Origin of the sequence: Paenibacillus abyssi (genome assembly GCF_014640295.1) — a bacterium.
In the GTDB taxonomy this organism is placed as follows: domain Bacteria; phylum Bacillota; class Bacilli; order Paenibacillales; family Paenibacillaceae; genus Paenibacillus_D; species Paenibacillus_D abyssi.
This window is the reverse complement of record NZ_BMGR01000023.1, coordinates 13,395-35,661: the sequence shown is the minus strand read 5'-3', so window position 1 is coordinate 35,661 and position 22,267 is coordinate 13,395. Positions and strand designations below refer to the sequence as shown.

Genomic DNA, 22,267 nt, shown 5'->3' with positions numbered 1-22,267 from the left:
TAACAGATAATGATAACGCTTTCTTATTGTTTCTATCGAATCCGAACATCCGACGAAAAATTGGAATAAAAGACACCCGAACAGAATTGGCTGAAGCTATCTTTGGTGGCTGGAGCTCCGTTCACATTAAAAAAACCGGTCCCTGCACAAAGGCAGTACCGGTTTAATGAGGTTCTACTATTTAATTTGAAATTTTTTAAATGTTTTACGGGGTATTCCCAGCTTAATGCGTCTCCGCTTTTCCTTATATAACTGTATATCCGCATGTTTTACCAGCTTGACCACCGTATCGCCATGATCAGGATAGATTGCATACCCTGCGCTGGAACAAACCTGAATATTGTATTCTGTATCCGGCAGGAAACATGGCTCCGTAAGCGAGCACATAAACTGCCGGATGTAATAATTAACATCTTCGTCCCCTTTAAGATCTTTTAAGACGATTGCAAATTCATCCCCGCTCAATCTTCCGACAGCATCGCCTTCCCGCCTGCAATGAAGCAGCCGCCGCGAGAATTCCTTTAACATCAGATCGCCGACATCATGGCCGTAGGTATCGTTGATTGTTTTGAATTTATCCAGGTCCATGATAATAAAACCGACTCTCTGTCCTGCTTGTGAAGCTTCAAGTAAAGCCTCTTCCATAAACATCCTGATTTTTCTGCGATTATACAGACCGGTTAAGAAATCATGGAAGGCCATGTACTCCAATTCCCTTTCATATTTCTTTCGATCGCTAATATCCCGCGAAACTACGATAATATTTTGTACGGTCCCTTCCTCTGACATGACCGGCGAACAGGAAGCTTCGAGCCAGCCCCATACACCATCGCTGTACTTTTTCCGAAACTCCAGCATCTGCGATTCCTTCGTTTGCAGAATATCTTGATAGATGCTTTTGAATTTCTCCACATCATCCGGATGGATGAATTCGAAGATGTCTGTCGTCTCATCCATATAATCAAATATTTTCTTATGCGAGGGAGAGGCATACTCGATCTTGCCGTGAATATCCGTCACTTTGATCGTATCTTGCGAATGCTCGGCAATAAGTCGATACTGTTCCGCCCCATTTCTCAACGTTTGTTCCAGTTTCTTCTGGGCGGTAATATTACAATATACGATCAGTGCTCCTTCGATATTTGAATGTTCATTCTTAATAGGAGTGACTCGAATCGTAAAAAATTGGTCACCCTCCTTTGATGGATGGACAGCATCATAGTGAAATGCAGGAAGCCCTCCCGTTAAAACGCTAACAATTCCAACAGTGAATTTGTCCTGATCTTTGTACAAATCTAAAAATTGATCGCTTGAAACACCGCGCACATTTGCATCATTTCGAGTCCGCAGCTCTAACCAAGCTTGATTTTCAGAACAAATCGTACCTTGTTTGTTTATGATTACGGCCGGCTCAAGAAGCGAATGAATAAGCAACCCGTTTAAATCATTTCTGCGTAGTAGAGAGTCCATACAATTTCACCCTGCTTTACTTCAGATATTTTCATAAGATGCGCTCAATACCTATTGATTTATCCTTACTTAAATCGATATATCTTCCATTTACTTCTATTAAGGGGTTCACAGGATCATCCGGAGAAATCATAATAATCTTCCCTTTAACCCCATTGGATAAAATGACCGTATTGCCAATCAGCATTTCCATAATTCGGCTCATAAAGCACAGCGTAATGTCAGGTTCGAGCGTGCCGTATGCATTGTGTGACATTTCTTGAAGCACTTTATAGAAAGGCACCGGATCTTTATAATTGCGTTTGGAGATCATCGCATGAAAGACATCCGCTACGGCCACAATTTTACTGAAAGGATCGATCTCCTCCCCCTTTAAACCGAAGGGATACCCGCTGCCGTCTTCGCGTTCATGATGCTGCAGCGCTACGATCGCATGCCGATAGGATATTCCTGATGTATTGCGGAGAAGCTGAAACCCATGAACGGTATGTTCTTTCACGAGTTCGAATTCTTCGCTGGTCAATTTTCCGGGTTTATTAATCAGCTCGGACGGAACTTGCGTCTTTCCGATATCATGCAAAAATCCGGATATGGTCAGTTCCAACAAATCAAATGTATTAAAACCTTTCGCTTTGCCAATTAATCTTGCGATTAACGCTACGCCTATGCTGTGTCTGTAGGTATACTCATCATGATTTTCCAGATGGGATAAGATTTCTTTTAATTGCTGATGGTGGCTCATCTCGACAATGATCGGAATCACTTTCTTATAGATGTGATCAAGCGGGATCTGCTCGGTATCCCGTATTTTTGCAAATGCATATTTGATCTCTTGAATAGCAGAATCGACGAGATTGAGAGTGGACAGCTTCTCAACATCGCCGTCTGCGATTAAAATGTCTTGTTGAATGAGCAGAGCAATGTCTTTTTGAGTCAGCAACGTTGATCGAGGGATGACCAGCACGCCTAACCTGTTATAAATATTTTTGTTCACTTTCATACCAGCATATAGATGTAACCGGGAATCATTTTCTTTCATTTTCCCCACCACTTTCTTTAGCCATGCTGCCTCAAGTTATCGATTTCGAACGTTTTATTTTCAACGTACTCCATAATATCCGTGTAATATTTGCCAACACAAACTTTTCCTGTGTACATTTGCTTAACGGCTACCTGTTTTCTCGCTCGAAGGATCGTATTCACGCCTGTTTGCCCGCCAACAATCTTCGCTGATATACTGCCTTCAGCATCCAGCTGTGAGCCCCTGCAGACGGAAGATTCATGCTTGAAGATAATGTTCCCCGTCGAGAACAAATCGCTAAGCAGCACCCCTTCGCGATGGATCAAGATATCGCCATTACTTTTCAACTCACTATTCTGGCATTGGTTAATGCTGATATGTACGTTTTCTTCCTGCATGCTTGCGATTTCTTGATGGGTATCCTTGAGCAGTACGAGAAAGCTCTGGACAAAGCTGTACGTTGCCATTTCCAGCAATGTTACCGGTTGAAAGAAAATCTCGCACATTTCCTTCAGCTTTTGATTCGCTTCTTTTTTTAGATGCTGTATGTTTGTGATGACATAGAGAAGATCTCTAATCGTTACCGAAATGTCTTTAAATTTATTCTCCATCAGTATTAAAACAATTTGGCCATACCGAATCGTTTGCTTTTGGGATTCCAGAGCCTCGCCCAGCATCTTGGAAGCAGCCAATAGCTTCTCTATTTTCTCGCTTAAGTGTTTCGAAGTATGATACAGCCGGTTGAACATCACCCCGAAATACCCGGAGTATAGCTTGCTTCCAATCACATTGCCTTTCACATGAATACTTCCTGTCGCCGTAATCGTCGAATTATAGACGCCTCCGATTACATATACATTGCCTAATGACTCAACAATCATATTATCGGTAACGTTTCCATATACCGTGACGTCTCCCGAGAAAACGATATTTCCCGTCTCGATGTCCACATCTCCGGAAACGATATAAGATGTGGAAATATCCAATGTTTTGATTTTTCCGCCTGTCAGTCTGGGCCTTCCTTCTTTTCTCGCAAATATCTCACCATCCGGCGTCATTTCAACATTGGATTTAGTCACAATGATGATATCTTTGGGCGGCGCCGGAATAATGACATTTCCAAATACGTCATATCCCGGAATGCCATCGACCATAGGCGTTTTCTTCGCGATAAGATCGCCGCTTTTGACAGAAGGAATGTGCAGATGATTGCGGAAATCGACCGATCCGCCCAATTCTGAAAAATGGCTTTCCACTTGCTCGGAAAAATAAATATCCAGCTGCGCGTCTTGACCTGGAGCCGCCGGCTTTCCTTCTGCGACCAGTACTGACTTATATGTAGGATTCATTAATTCCTGTTGAATCGAAGGGATATCAAGATTCGATCGAATCAGCTTCTGCTCAAGCTTCATAACAACATCGCTCAAATGTAAGGTCTGGAGGACAATGTCCCGATCCTCTTCAGCCATAATGATAATCATGGGAACTGGCTCGACATCAATTAACCGCCAAGCATACCGCTCTTTCGATATAAGCTGGAAGTAAGCAAATAATTTGTCTTCGGAGACCGAGATCTCGAACAAGTTTTTCTCAACAATTTCCCATTCGATTCGATCGGTTGATGTGACCGCAGCTTCGGTCAAAATTTCAATATCGTTAATTTTTAGTTTCACAGGAGCTAACGAACTAATAACAGGCGGCTTTCCGCCGTCATTCGGGTCCTGAACGACAATCGTATGATCAGCAACCTGAATCCAGCCGTTCTGCTTTAATGAAGCACCGTCTATATTGCTATCTATTGTTACGTTTATTTGTTCTTCTGCTGGATCTGTTTCGAGTTCGTCAAGGTTTAATTGCTTGATCAGAAGCGTCAATTCATATTCCGTTATTTGTTCCATCCCGGTATCCACCCCGTCAGAAAATCACTTCTCAATGTTGTCGATGCAACAACCACAAAAAACATCAACCAAAAGGCTGATGTTTAGTCTCCTGATTTCAGCAGCCTGGCGACCATAGATGGGCTTCCGTAGGTCCATAGCTTTGCGTCCCTTGCTTTCGTAAGGTTTGCCCTTATTCGTTTATTTAAAAGAAGATTCGTACTCATTGTTATCGTACACCTTTCTCTCCCGACTTGTCGAATCATGTCACATAATTTCAAGAACGGTTTTCATTATTTCAAGCCTGTTATTATTCACTTAAGAGGTTTAACAGGTCATTTGAAGACATTTCAAGCCTAGTTATCATGAACCGTATCCAACGGCAGTTTATAACCTTTTTGTTTCATCTCATGTCCGAATTTCATCCATTCAATCCTAATAATTAACATTTCGCAATAAGCCTCTTCCATTCCCCGTATTATCGTATATACTTAGAATTTACTTTAAATTTACAGTATTTTATATAATTCATTTATTAACCAATAGATAAATAATTTACAATAAGAATTCTCCTTCAATTTTGTGTATCATTTGATTAGATGGTTATTTTCTTTTATAAAGAGGGAAATTAGATGTATACACTAAAAAATGGGATCATCGATTTTAGTTTTTTGGAAAGTATCTCGGAGGGTTTATTTCTTCTGGATCATTCATCTCACATTATATATGCCAATGCCACAGCCAGAAATTTGCTTGAAACGGATGAGGATATCATTGGAAAAGAACTCTTGGGCGCTCTTCCTGAAGGGTTAATGGTTGTGTTCCGTAAAGAACTTACAGCCGTTCAGCAATCCAGCATAACGACGCATTTTGAAGCTTCCTTTTCACAGCCCAACTCCAAATGGATTGATGTTAACCTCTACCCTCACAAAGATGGAATCTGCGCCATATTTCGTGATCTAACCGCTCAGAAAGAGGTTGAACTCAAGATTAAAGAAAACCATTCCAAATTAGTCCTGCTTGCGGAAGCAGCGAATCATCTTTTACTGCATGATGAACCGAAAAAAATATTGGATTCTTTATTTAATGATTTATCCGATTATTTGGACCTCGATGTGTATTTTAATTATATTTACGATAAAGATAACGAAAAGCTGCGGCTGATGAACTATTCGGGTATTTCCGATGAAACCGCCAAAGAAATAGAATGGTTGGAATTCGGCGAGGCGGTTTGCGGGTATGCGGCCTTAATAGGTAACAAAGTGATTTATGAACAAATACAAGATTCGGTCGATCCGCGCGTTGATCTCGTTCAAGGGTTCGGCATAAAAGCTTACGCCTGCCATCCGTTAATCTCTTACGGAAGATTGATCGGCACATTATCCTTCGGCTCATCGAAACGGGCGAACTTCACCGCAGAGGAATTAGAATTAATGGAGCGAATCTGCAGCCAGGTCGCTATGGCATTGGAGAGGACGTTACTCATCGCTGAGCTTAAAAATACGAATGCCAAGCTTTCCGAGAACATCGTGGAATTGCAGAAAAGTGAAAAGAAATTTAAAGATATCTTCCATGGCGCCCTTGATGGTGTCGTATTGATCAATACGGATGGCGACATCGTGAATGCCAACTCCTCAGCCTGCGACACATTGGGCATGAAAAGGGAAGAGTTGATCTCAAAAAAATTAGATGAATTCTTTCATATCGTAAAATTAGGAAGAACAGACCGTGAACTCACGTTTAAATTAAAAGATGGAACAGAAAAATGCATCGAATATTCTGCAACAGAAAACATTGCTCCGGGGAACCATCTCATTATCTTTAGGGATATTACATCGAAGAAAAAAGTAGCAAAGGCATTAATTGAAGCCAAGGTACAGGCAGAGAATGCGAGCAAAGCGAAATCTGAATTTTTATCACGTATGAGCCATGAGCTTCGTACTCCTTTAAACTCGATTCTTGGATTTTCCCAAATTATGCTGGACGATGACAAAAACAGATTAAATGAAATCCAGAAAGAACGAACGTTCAGAATCTTAAAATCCGGCCGTCATTTGATTAATTTAATCAATGAAATTCTTGACTACTCACAGATTGAATCCGGAAAAATGAGTCTGCATTTGGAAAATATTTATTTACCCGATGTCGTGGAGGAATCGATACGGCTGCTCCAGCCTTTAAGTGAACAGAAGGGCGTGTCGATTTCGAATCAGATCGAGATTGCAAAGGATATGATCATCGAAGGCGACGTGACAAGAATCAAACAAATCTTTATTAATTTGCTGACAAATGCAATTAAGTATAACAAACCCGGCGGAGAGGTACTTTTAAGGAGCCAACTCAATCCAGATTATATGACCTTGTTTATCGAAGATACGGGTATCGGTATACCAAAAGACAAGCTGAATCAAATTTTCTATCCTTTTTATCGCATTTATGACCCCTTCCACAATATTGAAGGCACCGGAATCGGGTTAACTTTGGTTAAAAGTTTTGTAACGATGATGGGAGGCTCGATCGGGGTCACAAGCAAACCTAATGTAGGAAGCAGTTTTTGGTTTACGCTGCCTCTCTCCCGAAATACACTTTAGACTTCACAACAAAAGGGGAAGCGTGCATATGGATAAAGCTCGGATTGTCATTGTCGACGATAACGAAGATTCATTGGATATATTGCAGTTTTATATCGAACAACTCCCCGACTTTTCTATCGTAGATCGTTGTGTTAATGGCGAAGAATTGATCGATTCCGTCATGAGAACAAATCCGGATGTCATCTTGCTGGATATTAATATGCCAAAGCTTAACGGTGTGGATGCGATCCAATCATGTCTGAGAATCAAAAGTGATCTTATTTTTATCTTTATTACCAGCTATAATGAATACGCTGTCCAAGCCTTTGAGCTTAGCGCACTAGACTATTTGGTAAAGCCAATCGAGAAAACAAGGCTGTATGCCGCATTGGAAAAAGTAAAAAAAACGAGAAAATATGCCGCCTTACAGGAAAAATCGAATCCATACCCCGGACAGCGACTATTTATAAAAGATAATAACGATTATTATTACATCCCGCAGCTCGATATACTATTTATCGAAAAGGTAGGCAAGAAGTGCCATATCTATACGGCAGACCATACGTACACAACGAATGAGACCATCGGCAGCATTATGAATCAGCTGCCCAAATCTATCTTTTTCATGTCGCATCGCTCTTATATCCTCAACTTGACCAAAATATCTCATATCAAAGCAAATAATCAAACTTACCTTGCCTACTTTTTGAACACAAACAAATATGCACATATATCAAAACTAAAAATCGATGAATTGCAAACCAAGCTTAAATTGCTTAACTAAGTTCATTAATTTGCTGTGCCCGGCTTAAGAGAAAGGATTTGTTTTACAAACGCACCCCTAGTTGATATATTGTATATATCAACTTGAGGGATTGTAGGTGGTACGAATATATGAATGCTTCTCCCCCTTTGTACAAACAAATCTACGATTATATTATCGGCCAAGTAAAAAGCGGCGTGTTGGCGCCGGGTGATCGAGTGCCCTCGGAGAAAGAGCTGGCATATAATTTCCAGGTAAGCCGAATCACTTCGAAGAAGGCGCTGGATCTCCTCTCCCAGGAGCAGGTCATTGAACGAATTCAGGGGAAAGGCTCTTTTATCGCGCATTCAAGACTTGAACCGGTCATAAGAAATACGGAGCCGGACATACGGAAGGAAACCTATTTGATCGGGCTCATTATCCCGGATTTCGGAGATAGTTACGGAACCGGGATCGTACGAGCGATTGAAGGAGCCTGTAATAACAATCGTTCCCACTTGATCATTAAGCTTTCCTACGGGAGCAGCACATTAGAAGAACAAGCAATCACTGACCTAATGGATCTGGATGTAGACGGTTTAATTGTGTTTCCCATCAGCGGCAGACACTATAATCAAAAAATATTGGAGCTCGTCATAAAAAATTATCCGCTTGTGCTTGTCGACCGGCACTTAAAAGGCATACCTGCCAGCTCGGTCAGCACGGACAACCGGCTCGCGACATTGGAAGCCGCGAAGCATCTGTGGTCGCTCGGTCACGAGAGAATCGGATTTATATCGCGCCCTCCCGAAGGCACCAGCGCAATTGAGGAGCGTATAGAAGGTTATCAGATGGCCTATTCGCAGCAAGCTCTCCAACTGGACCCAAGGCTGTTTCTGACGAATATTTCAGAGCACAATCTCGAGGGCAGCATGCGTTCCATCCAGGATTTTATCGTTCGCCATCCGGATGTCACTGCCTTCGTCGTAAGTGAGTATGTGCTTGCTGCCGTATTAAAATACGCACTGGAGGACATCGAAAAATCGATCCCTGACGACTATTCCGTCATCTGTTTCGATTCTCCCCCCACCTGCGCGGGCAAGCCTTTATACACCCACATTAGACAGAATGAAAATGGGATCGGAAAGAAAGCGATAGAGCTGCTGTTAGAACAGCTGCGCGGTAATATCGTACCGCAAAACACGTTTATCGCGTTTGAATTGGTAGACGGACAATCCACGAAAAAGATTGATGCAACCTAGGGAAGCCATCCCTAAGGTTGCATTTTTTTTGTAAAATTCAAAAAAGGAATTGACCAAAGTTGGTATGTTTTGTTATTATGCATAATATATTAAGTATATCATTTTTACATGTTAATATGTTTTTTGTAAACGCTAACAAGGAGGTGTTGTAAATACACACCGAGAATCCGCTCGATGGTTTGAACCTACCAATTTGAGAGGGGTACTGTTATGAATGCAAAGAAAATGTCGGTAACACTATTGGCAGTAATTTTATCTGTTGCGATTGTATTTGCGGGCTGCTCCAATTCACAGCAATCGGGCGGATCGACGGATGCATCAGGTAAAACGACCATTACATTCTGGCATGCGATGACAGACGTGACTGCGGAGGCAGTAGAAGCGGTTATTGCCGATTTTGAAGCGAAACATCCTGATATCAATATTGAACCCACTTATATTGCGAACCAAGGGGAAGGACAAAATGAAAAGCTGCTGGCCGCGATTGCAGGCGGAAATCCTCCGGACGTCGCTTACTTCGACCGGTTCGAGGTTGGGGCCTGGGCTGCCCAAGGCTCGCTTGAAGAATTAACGGAATTCGCCGCAGCGGACGGAATTAATCAGGATATGTATTATCCATTCGCATGGAATGAGTCCTCCTACCAAGGCAAACTATATGCGGTTCCTACAACGACCGATTCAAGGCTGGTGTATTATAACATCGATCATTTTACGGAAGCAGGCTTGGATCCGAACAACCCTCCGAGCACGATCGCCGAGCTGGAAGCTGCGGCAGAGCAGCTGACGAAAAAAGACGGCAAGCGCTTTGAGCGGATCGGTTTCATTCCTTGGTACGGACAAGGCTGGTTGTACGGCTGGGGCTGGGCGTTCGGCGGTGATTTCTACGACCCTGAAACGAATCAAGCGACTGCTAACGATCCGAAAAATGTGGAAGCGCTTCAATGGATCGCGGATTTTGCACAGAAATACAATGTTGAAGATATTGCCGCCTTTACGGATTCACAAGGAACAGGTGCAATGGATCCCTTCTTATCCGGGCAGCTTAGTATGAAGGTTAGCGGTCCTTGGGAAGTTTCCGCCATCGAGAAATTTATGCCTGACTTGAATTACGGAGTGTTCCCAATGCCGACGCCAACGGGTACGGATCACACAACTTGGTCCGGCGGCTGGTCGGTCGTAATTCCGAAGGGGGCGAAGAATAAAGAGGCTGCATGGGAGTTCTTGAAATACTTCGGCTCTGCGAATGGACAAAAAATATTCAGCGACATCTCCAAAGACTTCTCCGTCATCGATTCAGTCAATGAGGAGTTAGGGTTTAAAGAAGATCCGATCTTGAAGCAGTTTGTTGATATCCTGCCAGTATCCAACAACCGCCCGGTGATGACACAAGGTTCCCTTTACTGGAATGAGCTGGCCGGTGCTGTTGAGAATGCCACCCGGGGCAATGGAACGCCGCAAGAAATTCTGGATCAGGTCACGCAAAAAGTAAATAACGAGCTGGCTAAAGAATAGAGAGAAATTGGGGGAGGACATCGATCTCCCCCATTTTTCAGGAAGGGAAGTGACGTTTCATGCAACCAACAGAATCTACCCCGACTTTAAAGAAGAACAAGGAAAAGAGCAATTATTACGGCTTGCTGTTCGCTTCTCCGTGGATACTCGGCCTGATGCTGTTTTATGCATTCCCCCTGCTCTCTTCCGTCTACTTTAGCTTTACTTCCTACAGCATCCTGCAACCAGGTAATTTCGTCGGACTGCAAAACTATAAGGATTTGATGAACGACGATCTGTTTTGGAAATCGATCTATAACACCGTGTATTTTGCGGTATTTTTTGTGCCGCTAAGCATTATTTTCGGTATTGCTCTGGCTATGGTTTTGAACATTAAAGTAAAAGGAATGGCCGTCTACAGAACCGTCTTCTTTTTGCCGACGCTCGTCCCCCATATCGCTTTGGCCGTGCTTTGGATGTGGCTGCTTAATCCGGGCTTCGGCCTTGTCAACGGCATGCTCCATTCCATCGGAATCGAAGGCCCCGCCTGGCTCGGCAGCGAAACATGGTCTAAGCCTTCCCTTGTTTTTATGTCGCTTTGGGGGATTGGGCAGGCGATCGTCATCTACTTGGCAGGTCTTGCAGACATCCCGCAGGATTACTATGACGCATCTGATGTAGACGGGGCCAACTGGTTTCAGAAGATCCGCACTATTACGCTGCCGCTGCTTACGCCGGTCATTTTTTTCAATCTCGTCATGGGTGTTATCGGCGCGTTCCAGCAATTTACGCTCCCATACGCATTAACGAAAGGCCAAGGTTCACCGGCCAACTCCATGACCTTCTACGTTATGTATCTCTATGACAACGGGTTTAAGTTTTTCAAGATGGGTTATGCCTCCGCCATGGCGTGGATTTTGTTTGTCATCATTATGGTGCTGACGGCCATTATTTTCTGGTCGTCCAAACGATGGGTTCACTATCAAGGAAAATAGGAGGTGGAATGTATGAACGTCCGTAAAGCGCTGGCCCATGTTTGTCTGATCGCCGCTTCGCTATTCTTTATCGTACCCTTCATCTGGATGCTGTCGACTTCCTTGAAGCCCCGGGAGCAGATTTATTCCTTTCCGCCAGAGTGGATCCCAAGTCCGGTCATGTGGAGCAATTACGTCGATGCCATGAGCTATATCCCGTTTTTTACGTACCTGAATAATACCGTGATCATAACGTTTATGAGTACCCTTGGCGTTATTCTAGCTTGTCCGATTGTTGCCTATAGCTTCGCAAAGCTGAGATGGCGGGGGCGTAACGGGTTATTCATCACTACGATCGCCGTCATGATGATTCCCGGACAAGTTACGATGATTCCGCTCTTCCTGCTGTTCAACAAGCTCGGATGGATCGGAACGCCGCTGCCGCTCATCGTGCCCGCCTTTCTCGGGGTCCCCTTCTTCATCTTCCTGCTGCGCCAGTTTTTCATGGGGCTGCCGGACAGCTTAATGGATGCCGCACGTATTGATGGAGCCGGTGAATTCCGAATTTATGCACAGATTATGCTGCCGCTTGCTAGGCCCGCAGTGCTTGCAGTCGGATTATTTCAATTCATGGCAAGCTGGACTGATTTCATCGGGCCGTTACTATACTTAACTAATGAATCCTCTTATACGCTGTCGCTCGGGCTGCAGCAGTTCCAGAGCCAGCGTGGCTCCGAATGGGGACTCATGATGGCAGTGTCCACGATGATGACGCTTCCTGTCATTATTTTGTTCTTCTTCCTCCAGAAAACGTTCATCCAAGGCATTACGTTCACTGGAATTAAGGGGTAAATTGTCTGAGAGAGGTGGCTTCCATGGAAAAGGTACGAATCGGCATCATTGGTACAGGCGGGATGGCTCACGTTCATATTCGGCAATTATTGCAATGCGAAGAAGCGGATATCGCTGCATTAGCCGATGTAAACGAAGAAAGCTGCGCTGCGATGATAACACAGCATGGTCTTCAGACAGTTACACGGTATTCCGATTACAGACAAATGCTGGCTGAAATGCAGTTAGATGCGGTACTGATCTGCACGCCCCACACACTGCACTTTCAACAGGCCATGGATGCGCTTCGTCACGGATGCCATGTGCTGATCGAAAAACCGATGGCGACCTCGGAAACCGAGGCCGAAGAGCTCATCGAAGCCGCCAAGCAGCATGGAAAGGTGCTGCAGGTATCTTATCAGCGACATTTCCAGCCGGAATTTCTGTTTATCAAGGACGCCATTGATAGCGGTGCGATCGGAAGGCTAACGTCCGTGACCGCTTCCCTGTATCAGGAATGGAGGCAGCTTACGGAAGGAAGCTGGCGCCAGAATCCCGCATTATCCGGCGGCGGCATGTTAATGGATTCCGGCAGTCATATCGTCGACGTCCTGCTGTGGACCACAGGCCTTACGCCAATCAGCGTAAACTCACATCTCTTAACACACGGCTCACCCGTAGAGATTGATTCCTTTACGTCCATCGAGTTTTCAGGAGGTGTCGTGGCCGGCTTGAATATTGTCGGTTACTCTCCCTGCTGGCACGAAACCTATGTGTTCTGCGGAGAAGAAGGCGGCATTTTCTATGATAATGGGCGAATCACCATTCGCCGCCTCGGGAAAATGGATGAACAGCCTGTCCTTCCAACAGCCATTACCGATACGGACCGCAGCTTTATCGATGCCGTGCTTGGCCGGCAGGCTGTGGCCGTACCGGGTACATTCGCCAAGGAAGTGGTCAAGCTGACGGAGCGAATTTACAAATCTGCAGGCTACGAACCAAAACTATAACAGCAATAATAGATTAGGAGGAACACACGGTGACTTTTCAAATCGGAATGCGTATTTCGCCGAAAATCGGTGCAGAAGGAATAGATAGGGTGGCGGCTTGGGCTGCGGAGGCAGGCTTGGACGTAATCGATGTGCCTTACTATAATAGCGAAATAAAGGAAACTCTGGAATCCCACTCACTGCAGGTCGGATCGATCGACGCAATCGGTTCAGTAGGCCAAACGAAGCTGTTAAGCATGGACGAGAATAAGCGCGGTGATGCGGTAAAGACAGTAATGACACAATTTTCCGATATTGCCGCACTGGGCGGAAAAACAGTATTTATGTGCTTGGTACCCGAGGATCTGACACTCTCCAGAGAAAAAAGCTTCGGCATCTGGAAAGAAACATTTCCCGATATCGTAAAGCACGCCGAGCAGCAAGGGATATTTATCGTATTGGAAGGATGGCCGGGTCCCGCCCCCTATTATCCAACGATCGGCTGCACACCGGAAATGCTGCGCGCGATGTTCAATGAAATTCCTTCGCGCCACTTCGCATTAAATTACGATCCTTCCCATTTGATTCGTCAGGGGATAGATTATCTTCGGTTTCTAAGCGAATTCGGAGAGCGAGTGAGCTATTGCCATGGGAAGGATACGGAGATACTTCGCGACGAAATGTACGAATGCGGTCACCTCGCGGCTGCATTCGGTCCGAAGTATGATTTTTCAGAAGGCTCATGGCGGTACACGATACCTGGATACGGCGAGGCTGACTGGGGAAAAATCGCCGTTCGTTTGGATCGTCTAGGTTATGAGGGCCCGATCAGTATTGAGCTTGAGGATCACCGCTACTGGGGTTCCCTGGAGGCGGAACGGCAAGGTATCATCAAGGCAAAAGAACATCTTGAGAAATACTTTAAATAAGGGAGAGGGACGAAAAGCCTATGATCAGAATCGGAATTATTGGAAGCGGCGGCATTGCGGGCATGCATGTCCGGGCTTATAAGAAAATGCCCGATGTAGAAGTTGTAGCGGTGGCTGACGTCGTTCCCGGCAGAGCGGAATCTTTCGTGAAGCAGCACGAGCTCCCGGAAGCCCGGGCCTTCGATAATCATCTCAATTTGGTTGAGTTGGATCTTGACGGCGTGAGTATTTGTACCCCTAACGTAGCCCATCATCGGACAGGGATCGACGCATTGGAAGCCGGAAAGCATGTCTTAGTGGAAAAACCGCTGGCAGTTACTCTGGAACAGGGAATCGAGATGGTACAGGCTGCAAAACGAACGGGCAGGCTGTTGACCGTCGGATTTCAGCCGCGTTATGACCCGAACATGCAAGCCGTACGGGATATTATCAGGTCCGGCCAGTTAGGGAATATCTATTATGTGCAGACTGGCGGCGGCCGCAGGCGCGGCATGCCGGGCGGCACTTTCATTAACAAGGAGCTGGCTGGTGCCGGAGCGATGGCGGATATCGGATGTTACTCGCTTGATTTGGCTCTTCATGCTCTGAATTATCCAAAACCACTGTCTGTATCCGCGTTTACATCGAATCATTTTGGCACGAATCCTATCTATCACTCAGAAGCGGATAAGTTTGAGGTGGAGGATTTCGGCGTAGCCCTCGTGCGGCTCGAAGGAAACCGCGTGCTCAACTTCAAAATCTCATGGGCGATGCATATGGATTCGCTTGGGCCTACGATTTTCCTCGGTACAGACGCAGGGCTCAAGCTGACCGCTACCGGAATCGGGCCTTGGAGCGGCGTATGGGACGGTGGAATCGGCTCCATACATTTATTCAGAGATCTGCTCGGGCATCATACGGATACGATCATACCGGTCAAATCGCATAATGTGGATATCTTCTACGAAAAAGTAAGAGACTTTGTCGTGGCCATCCAAGAGGGAAAACCAGCACCCATCCCGGGTGAGCAAATATTGATCAACCAAGCCATCATCGATGGCGTGCTTCGCTCGTCCGCTCTCGGACGGGAAGTTGAGGTTCATATTCCGGAGCTGTAAGCGGTAACGGCAGACGCTGTATTTGGTCGGGGGAGATCCGTTCACGAATAATGAAAAACCGTCAGGGATAACATCATATCCCTGACGGTTGAGCTTGTCGGTCCTCCCTTCCATCATTTACATACCTCTTCCAACGAATGCGATTCATAATCAAAGTACTTTCCTTCCAACATGCCGATCAATGTGTTCGTTACCTTAACTTCGATTATATTCTCGCCTTCTGCCAAAAGCGAAGAGCTTCCTTTCCATTCATAAGGGGTCCAGGGCTGAACGCCTAGGGAATGGCCGTTTACGAATACTTCAGCGCAATCGTGGAAATCAGCATCCCAATCCGTGAAACGAACCACAAATTCACGCGATACCGGAATCATGGCCAGTGTTACCTTCCGCTTGAATGTTAATGTTCCTGCATAGTAAACGTAGCCTTGATACGGGCCCGCATGTAACTCGGCAAGCTTCGGCGCAGCACCTAGCACAGGAGAGGATCCGTCCGTAAAGTGAACCCCGAAATCCCCGCAAATATACAGCGCGTCGACCAAGCCGTCGCAATCGTGTTCTACAGTGACTTCTACCGTAAGTATATTGCTGCCTTCCCGAATAAAGGCCTGAATGTCTGCACCTTGATTCTTATAATCATAGACCAGCTTCGGCTGGAAATGGGCTTCCGTTACCGGATGGCCGTTGATCATAATTACATAGTCCCCGGCAATCGCACTACAATCCTTAAGCAAATAACAAATCTGAGGCAGCTTCTCGACATTGAACTCAGCTGTGTACTGAACACGCATTGGATACGCGTTTTGCATTTTCATAGGCGTACCGAACAGCTGCTTGAACTGCAGTGACAGCTCTTGCACTCCGGCGATATCCTCACATTGATCGATGAAGGTTTTCACCTGGACCTGTGTGCCTCTCTCGTTCCAAGCATTCCCGGTATTGAGCCGAAGCTCGAAAGTATCAAAGCGAATCACATTATCCTGTTCGGGCTGGATGTCCCACGCTTCCTTCGCATTTAATTTCCACACCCAAGCGTTCCCTTCCAGTTGAGCATCTGTATCTGCAGCAGCTGCTTCTTTGATATGAATAAGATACGATGCATACGCAGCGAAATACAGCGGGATCCGCCATCTCTTCTCCGTCCGATCCACAGTCACAGCCTCAGATTCACCTGTTTCCAGATTTAAGCGAAGCGCCTCAATAGGTTGTTTATGCTGCCCCAAATCAAGGAAGGTTTGATGCTCGTCTCCTTCCTGATTGCTGATGAACACAAGCCTCGAATCATCCTCAAGGCGGCGCTCCTGCATGAGAAACGGCGTTTTGCCGTCCGTCTCCAGCTTAACCTGCGCGGGAAGCAGCGAATCCAGCAAGGACATCAGTTCACCCGTATGATCACTTCCGATAAAGTAGGCTTCCTTTGTCCCCTTCACCAGCCCCGCAGCTCCTGTATGTTGGGAATCTCCCCAATAATCCGGGCCCGTCGGACGATCCAGCCCAAAGGCCTCCAGCATCTCCTTCTCCACCTGAATGGTGCCGTCAAGCGATTCATACGGAAGAAGGCCATTGGCGATCACCGTCCCGCCCTGATCCAGGAACGCTTTGATCTTCTCCCAAGCTCCGGATTCAAGATTGCTTAGCGGCGGCAGGACAAGCACCGTATACGCAGCACGTCCGACGCGGATCACACCGTCCGCAATCTCAGCTTCGCATAACAGCTCAGGATCAAGATGGTCGAAATCCTTCCGGTGTTGTGTTAATGCTTTACATATCGATAGCCAGTGACGCTTCAGGCGCTCCAGCCTTTGCTTTTCTTCCTCGTCCTGACCGCCATACTGGAATTCATGAAGAGGGTTGCCCATATGTGTCCAGAATGTGGTCGTCGGATCAACGACGGCAATGGAGCGAACCGGGCAGCCGCTGCTCATGACATAACTGATACGCTTCACATAATCAGCTAATCGGTTAAAATGCTTCCAATACGGATTCTGTAAAAATTGTGAAGGCGGGGCATCATGCTTAGTCAACCCGTCCAGTGTATAAAAGAAAGCATGGAAATTAAAGAAATTCGTTCCCATCGCCGCCAACCGGTCGATCATCCATTTGGCATCCTGCAATGTCATCGACCAGCCGACGCTGTGAAAGCATTCGATCAGCACCCGCTCCCTAGCGAGCTGATTGCCCAGCGAGCTGATCATTTTCGGGTTGTACCTCAGACTAAGCCCATAGCGATCGAGAATCCAGTCCAGAGAACGCCCCAGCTTCTCATGCCCGCTGTCCCCGCCAGGGACATGGCTGTATAATTGCGTAGTCATCCGTACAGAAGGCACTTCGGCCACATACCGCAGCCCGTATTTCTCACACCAATCATGTACCTGCTTATGATAGGCGGTTCTAAGGAGGAGATGCACAGTCTGGTAATAGTCATATCGAACTTTAGCTGAATGCTCACTATCTTGATATAGTAAAGCATGCAAATGATCCTGCAGATCGTATCCGTTGCGCTCTTTAAAATAAGCCGGAATTTGCGGTGACCAAGGAACCTTGCCTAACAGCCCGATCTCATCAGTGAACACCCCTTTTACCGTGCTGCCAAAATGCTCGCCGATCGACAACGCATACCGCTCATGCGTAAGAGCAATAAAGGTCTTCATCGCTTCTTCATTGCACGGATCAACAAACGTGCCGTAATACTTGAAATCCTCGATCTCCTCTTCCAGGAAGCAATGAATTTCCCACTCCCCTTCCGGAGCTGTCCAGTGCAATTTTTTCACGGTTTTGTAAGTGAAAAAACGCTTCTTATTATAAGCGGTTAGCCCTGCCTTCTGAAAGATCCGCTCTGCCTGATGGTTCCCTACATTAGCGCTGATATCGAGCGCCTGGTCCCATGCCCGCTCCCCTGTCTCCATATGAACCGGCACGGCCTTCGCAGATAGCAGCCTGGCCCAGGGCAGCTCAAGCGTGCTCGTCTGCCCGCCCCTAATTTTTTCCATTCGGTGAACTAACGTATAATGCTTTGCCTCCGGATGGGCTAATGTCACCTCGCCGCCGGCGATCCCGCTCGGATAAGGGTACTCATCATACAGCCACACCTCCATCTGCCGCGATGCTGCCGTTTCGACCGCAAGCTTGACCTTTCGGAACCAGGCATCGGACAAGTAAGGAACCATCAGCCCCTGTCTTGGACAAATAAAGAAACCGCCGACTCCCTTATCCGCCATCTCATGAATCTGATGAATAATCTGCCGGTCCTCCATCTCCCCGTTCCAGAACCAGAAAGGATGGATACCGTAAGAAGGTGCCGGATTTTGAAATGCCTCGATATGAAACACATTCATTCCCTCCCTTTAACCTCGAAATCAGGTAACAACGCAAAGCTGGCCGGAACATCGACAAGGTACAAATTGCCGTACCCGTTCTTATCGCTGGTGAACAACAGCTTGCTGCCGTCAGGGCTGAATCTGGGATGGGCATGCACCTTCTGCGAATGAAAGCTGCAGCGATGCTCGCACAGCACCTTTGGCGCTGAGAAGGCATCCCCCACTTGCTCCCATACAACCAACACATCAATCGGTGCTCTGCCGTCGACGACAATCTTTTCGAAGCCGTGCGAGTATGCATGCCAATTGACAAAGGAAAATTCGGTTTCCTCCAGCTCGGTATTGTCATATTTGATCTTGCCGAAAAATCCGGCTCCATTCTCTCTGAAACCATGGTATCCGATCGTCTCGCCATCCGGGTACCAATATTCATGCCCGACCTTTTCTTGCGGCTCCTTGCGCGGACGTATCTTCCAAGTCTCGCCCGAATCCAGGTTAAGGCCCCAAATGCGCTGATCCACTAAATGCCACGGTCCTTCATGGCAGAAGGTGATGAGATTCGGGATCGTCGGCGAGGCATTGATATGCGTAATAAAACAATCGTCTTCGAATACAGCTTCCGCTTCCCCGCCGGCGACGGGAATACGAAGTATCGCACTTTTGGGCCTCGCCTCCATTAACTCCTGATGGCCGATGTAACCATTGCCCAGATCGATGAGAAAACGGTGTGACAGGTCTTCCCTTTGGCTCGTAATCACATATTTTCCGTCTGCTGAGCAATTCAGATTTCCGAGTATCCATTGGTCCGGTCCGCTGAACAGCAGCCTCTCCTCCAAGTTCTCCAAATGGAGCTCCACCACTTGATTCCCTGTCCTGTAATATGCGATCGGTTCCGCCGGATGAAGACAAGCTGACAAATTATCGGCTGCGCCCGGCGGCAAATCCGTCAGCTGCAAAATTTCCCCAGTCAGCAGATCGATCCGAAACAGATTGCTACGATTATCCCGATCCGAGAAGAACAGCAGCTTCTGCCCATTGTCATACCAGCCGTTCTCTGTAAAGTACAGATGATGGCTATGCGCTTTGTAATTCGTTAGCTGGCAAATATCCACATCTGTGATCCGATCCTTCATCCGCTTCCATTCTGTCGGCCATACCCTTCCCTTTGTCATAATCTCCCTCCTCTTCATCTCCCAATATACGTCAAGCCGGCCTTGCCAACCATTACACTTTTTTGTTTTCAGCACATAGTCAGGGTGGACTTTTTTGTGCGATCAGCATTTTTTTGCGCAAGCACCGGATGGCAGCCTCCGCCGCCCGCACCCGATGACCACATTTTTCGCTGTATTTCTGTCAGCCTGTCCGGCTCATCTCCCTGTACCGGCTTGGCGTAACGCCCTCCTGTTTTTTGAACAACCGGTTGAAGTAGCTATGCTGATAACCGACTTCATCGGCGACCTCACTGATTTTTAGATCGGTATCTCTCAGTAATTCTCTGGCCTTCTCCAAGCGGATATGGGTCAAATAATCGATGAAATTAATGCCGACTACTTCTTTGAACGTTTTGCTTAACACATACGGGCTCATCTTAAGGGCATCCGCGCAGGAGTCCAATGAAATATCCGTCTTATACTGCTTCTGCAGCAGGTCGACCGCTTTCTCAATGATCTGCCTCATCTGCATATTTTGTTTTTGGGAGAAATCTCGAATGAACGGATGAATGACTCGTGATTCGAACCATTCCACAATCTCATCCGGTTCTCTGATTTGGCAGAGCTGCTCATACAGATTCGCGCTATCATAGATTTGTTGAATGCTTAGACCCGATTGCAGAACAACATGCAGCACGCTTCCCAGAAGATGCAGCGTCCCCTGCTTCAGCATGGCCTCATTCGCTGATTTATGCGACAAATCCGTCACAAATACCTTAATGAACGCCACCGCTTCCTGCTCCTTGCCGATCCGGATGGCATGAAGCACCTGCTTCTCCAGATCGAAGGGATAGTCGAATGCATACCTGCTCTCGGACTCATCCAGCTTATCGATATCGATGATCTGATTGCCGGCATGAAGTCTGCGAAAACTTAAAGCCAGCTTGGTTTCCTCGAACAGTACCGGGACCTGCTTGATGGCATCAGTTGCCCGGCTAATACAAATCGTTGCCTGCATATGAAGAATCCGTTCAATACAAGCGATGATCTCTTCACTGATCTGGACCACCTCTTGATCGAACTGCTCACGAGGCATCTGATGGGGCAAGGAAACCAACAAGCCTACCGATAAATCGTGAAAATTAATGACATCCGCTTGAATAGACCGATTGGGGATTAATTCTTCCACCATATTCGCGGCCGCGAAGGTAATCAAGCCCTCATCTCCTTCAGAGAATCTTCCCCCCAGCTTGGAGAAGCCTAACAGCTGGACGAATACAATGCAGTATCGCTGGTTATGGACCTCCCGCCCGAAGTGCGCCATCCGGTCCCTCAATTCTTTCTCGGAGTATGCGTACATATATCCATGCAAAAGCTGCAGCAGAAAGCCCTCCCGTAAATGCGGCAATTGCCGGTCAAGCCGGGTTTGAAGGGTCTGGCTTTCCCTGGACAGATTATTCCACTGCGATTCGATCAGTTCAAATTCATTCCTCACCGGTTTTCCTGGCGATTCATCCTTCGAACCGCCGATCGTTTTCAGCAGCTTATCAACCGGTGTGTACAGCCTTCGTGACGCAAACCAGGAAAGGATGACAGCGAACAAGAATAACGCCGTGCTTGTATACATGATCCATTTCGAAATGAAGATCACCGGTGCGGTGATGCTTGTTAACGGAGCGGCCGATGCATAAAACCATGCCGCCCCCATCCGTGTAAAATTCCCGTAGGTCACCGAATAATTATTCTTCTCCCAGCCAAGCAGGAACGTATCCGCCCGCTCCTCCTTTTCCAGCACCTGTGCAAGGATCGCTTGGTCTAAAGCCGTTGGATCGTTTTGCCGGGTTGTCGTAAACAGCCATCCGCCGTCCTCTTTAAACAGGAAGGTCGTGCCTTGGTTATAAGGGGTTAACGTTTCGATTAACGCCAGAACATTATTTTTATTTAATACCATAATCAGCGCTCCGAACGGCTTGGTGCCGATGCCGGGGATCTTATGCACTAAGCTGACAGAGGCGGCCTGCTGTTGATGCTGCGCTGAGCGTTCCATGAAGGAATCCGTCCAGAATAAGGACCGGTTATGCTCCAATAAGCGGCCATACGCTTCGAGTTCATGACTATTGATCGAACGGTACATATCCTTCGTGAAGATAATGCCACCCGGCTCATTCAAAAACAGCTCCACCCTCTCGATCAGCGGATTGGAGCCTTCCATAATGAGCAATGTCCGGTAAATATCATGGATTTCCTTATAATCATAAGCAAAATCAAGATTTCTGAGACTGCCGGTAAATTGGGGATCGAATGCCCAATGGGCCATCGATCGTTCAAGGAAGGAAAACTGATCGTCAATCGTTCCGACTGTTTGTTTTAATTGATTATGATGAACCTGCTGCAGCTCATTCTCAATTTGCTGCTTGCTTACAATAAATAAAATGGAACCGGTTACAATTCCAGGGAAACTTGCGATTAGCAGAATCGCAATCAAGCTTTTGCGATAATTGCCCCCGAGCCTCCCGTTGATGTGCCGTACGATGTTCTGCATCGTT

At 46.6% G+C, this 22,267-nt stretch carries 15 protein-coding genes and 1 riboswitch; of the genes, 9 read left to right on the top strand and 6 right to left on the bottom strand.

The window, feature by feature from the left end; genetic code table 11:
- Nucleotides 1-177: 177 nt before the first annotated feature.
- Genes IEW11_RS23800 through IEW11_RS23790 form a run of 3 tightly spaced genes read right to left on the bottom strand, consistent with a single transcriptional unit; the run spans nt 178 to nt 4,389 of the window.
- On the bottom strand, nt 178-1,470 hold the full coding sequence (locus IEW11_RS23800; RefSeq protein ID WP_188533592.1) for a diguanylate cyclase domain-containing protein: 1,293 nt from the start codon (nt 1,468-1,470) through the stop codon (nt 178-180).
- 31 nt (nt 1,471-1,501) lie between these two features.
- Nucleotides 1,502-2,509: an HD-GYP domain-containing protein gene (locus tag IEW11_RS23795; RefSeq protein ID WP_188533591.1), complete on the bottom strand. Its 1,008-nt coding sequence runs from the start codon at nt 2,507-2,509 to the stop codon at nt 1,502-1,504.
- 17 nt (nt 2,510-2,526) lie between these two features.
- The gene (locus IEW11_RS23790) at nt 2,527-4,389 is read right to left on the bottom strand and encodes a flagellar assembly protein A (RefSeq protein WP_188533590.1); all 1,863 of its coding nucleotides are present in this window, start codon (nt 4,387-4,389) and stop codon (nt 2,527-2,529) included.
- Between the two features lie 96 nt (nt 4,390-4,485).
- Nucleotides 4,486-4,570, bottom strand: a riboswitch (cyclic di-GMP riboswitch).
- Nucleotides 4,571-5,000: 430 nt separating this feature from the next.
- Here IEW11_RS23790 and IEW11_RS23785 point away from each other — a divergent pair.
- The 9 genes from IEW11_RS23785 to IEW11_RS23745 all read left to right on the top strand — a co-directional run bounded on the left by IEW11_RS23785 (nt 5,001) and on the right by IEW11_RS23745 (nt 15,256).
- Entirely contained in the window at nt 5,001-6,959 is a 1,959-nt protein-coding gene (locus IEW11_RS23785; protein WP_188533589.1) for a GAF domain-containing sensor histidine kinase, read from the top strand.
- 28 nt (nt 6,960-6,987) lie between these two features.
- Nucleotides 6,988-7,725, top strand: a complete 738-nt coding sequence (locus IEW11_RS23780) for a LytR/AlgR family response regulator transcription factor (protein WP_188533588.1) — start codon at nt 6,988-6,990, stop codon at nt 7,723-7,725.
- A 110-nt stretch (nt 7,726-7,835) separates the two neighbouring features.
- On the top strand, nt 7,836-8,945 hold the full coding sequence (locus IEW11_RS23775; RefSeq protein WP_188533587.1) for a GntR family transcriptional regulator: 1,110 nt from the start codon (nt 7,836-7,838) through the stop codon (nt 8,943-8,945).
- A gap of 210 nt (nt 8,946-9,155) precedes the next feature.
- Nucleotides 9,156-10,457: an ABC transporter substrate-binding protein gene (locus IEW11_RS23770; protein ID WP_188533586.1), complete on the top strand. Its 1,302-nt coding sequence runs from the start codon at nt 9,156-9,158 to the stop codon at nt 10,455-10,457.
- A 59-nt stretch (nt 10,458-10,516) separates the two neighbouring features.
- A complete protein-coding gene (locus tag IEW11_RS23765; RefSeq protein ID WP_188533585.1) occupies nt 10,517-11,431 on the top strand; it encodes a carbohydrate ABC transporter permease in 915 nt (304 codons plus the stop codon).
- A gap of 12 nt (nt 11,432-11,443) precedes the next feature.
- Nucleotides 11,444-12,262 (top strand): carbohydrate ABC transporter permease, encoded by an 819-nt coding sequence (locus tag IEW11_RS23760; RefSeq protein ID WP_188533584.1) that lies wholly within the window; start codon nt 11,444-11,446, stop codon nt 12,260-12,262.
- Nucleotides 12,263-12,285: 23 nt separating this feature from the next.
- Nucleotides 12,286-13,251 (top strand): Gfo/Idh/MocA family protein, encoded by a 966-nt coding sequence (locus IEW11_RS23755; RefSeq protein ID WP_188533583.1) that lies wholly within the window; start codon nt 12,286-12,288, stop codon nt 13,249-13,251.
- A gap of 29 nt (nt 13,252-13,280) precedes the next feature.
- A complete protein-coding gene (locus IEW11_RS23750; RefSeq protein ID WP_188533582.1) occupies nt 13,281-14,159 on the top strand; it encodes a sugar phosphate isomerase/epimerase family protein in 879 nt (292 codons plus the stop codon).
- Nucleotides 14,160-14,179: 20 nt separating this feature from the next.
- On the top strand, nt 14,180-15,256 hold the full coding sequence (locus IEW11_RS23745; RefSeq protein ID WP_188533581.1) for a Gfo/Idh/MocA family protein: 1,077 nt from the start codon (nt 14,180-14,182) through the stop codon (nt 15,254-15,256).
- Between the two features lie 113 nt (nt 15,257-15,369).
- Here IEW11_RS23745 and IEW11_RS23740 read toward each other — a convergent pair whose 3' ends face one another.
- The 3 genes from IEW11_RS23740 to IEW11_RS23730 all read right to left on the bottom strand — a co-directional run bounded on the left by IEW11_RS23740 (nt 15,370) and on the right by IEW11_RS23730 (nt 22,263).
- A complete protein-coding gene (locus IEW11_RS23740) occupies nt 15,370-18,582 on the bottom strand; it encodes a glycosyl hydrolase (RefSeq protein WP_188533580.1) in 3,213 nt (1,070 codons plus the stop codon).
- Between the two features lie 2 nt (nt 18,583-18,584).
- Entirely contained in the window at nt 18,585-19,742 is a 1,158-nt protein-coding gene (locus IEW11_RS23735; protein ID WP_188533579.1) for an oligogalacturonate lyase family protein, read from the bottom strand.
- Nucleotides 19,743-19,923: 181 nt separating this feature from the next.
- Entirely contained in the window at nt 19,924-22,263 is a 2,340-nt protein-coding gene (locus IEW11_RS23730) for a helix-turn-helix domain-containing protein (RefSeq protein WP_188533578.1), read from the bottom strand.
- Nucleotides 22,264-22,267: the final 4 nt, after the last annotated feature.

Coding starts and splice junctions, on each gene's coding strand:
- IEW11_RS23735 (WP_188533579.1), bottom strand. CDS start 19,742: ATGACAAAGGGAAGGGTATGGCCGACAGAATGGAAGCGGATGAAGGAT.
- IEW11_RS23800 (WP_188533592.1), bottom strand. CDS start 1,470: ATGGACTCTCTACTACGCAGAAATGATTTAAACGGGTTGCTTATTCAT.
- IEW11_RS23795 (WP_188533591.1), bottom strand. CDS start 2,509: ATGAAAGAAAATGATTCCCGGTTACATCTATATGCTGGTATGAAAGTG.
- IEW11_RS23790 (WP_188533590.1), bottom strand. CDS start 4,389: ATGGAACAAATAACGGAATATGAATTGACGCTTCTGATCAAGCAATTA.
- IEW11_RS23730 (WP_188533578.1), bottom strand. CDS start 22,263: ATGCAGAACATCGTACGGCACATCAACGGGAGGCTCGGGGGCAATTAT.
- IEW11_RS23745 (WP_188533581.1), top strand. CDS start 14,180: ATGATCAGAATCGGAATTATTGGAAGCGGCGGCATTGCGGGCATGCAT.
- IEW11_RS23780 (WP_188533588.1), top strand. CDS start 6,988: ATGGATAAAGCTCGGATTGTCATTGTCGACGATAACGAAGATTCATTG.
- IEW11_RS23755 (WP_188533583.1), top strand. CDS start 12,286: ATGGAAAAGGTACGAATCGGCATCATTGGTACAGGCGGGATGGCTCAC.
- IEW11_RS23770 (WP_188533586.1), top strand. CDS start 9,156: ATGAATGCAAAGAAAATGTCGGTAACACTATTGGCAGTAATTTTATCT.
- IEW11_RS23775 (WP_188533587.1), top strand. CDS start 7,836: ATGAATGCTTCTCCCCCTTTGTACAAACAAATCTACGATTATATTATC.
- IEW11_RS23760 (WP_188533584.1), top strand. CDS start 11,444: ATGAACGTCCGTAAAGCGCTGGCCCATGTTTGTCTGATCGCCGCTTCG.
- IEW11_RS23765 (WP_188533585.1), top strand. CDS start 10,517: ATGCAACCAACAGAATCTACCCCGACTTTAAAGAAGAACAAGGAAAAG.
- IEW11_RS23785 (WP_188533589.1), top strand. CDS start 5,001: ATGTATACACTAAAAAATGGGATCATCGATTTTAGTTTTTTGGAAAGT.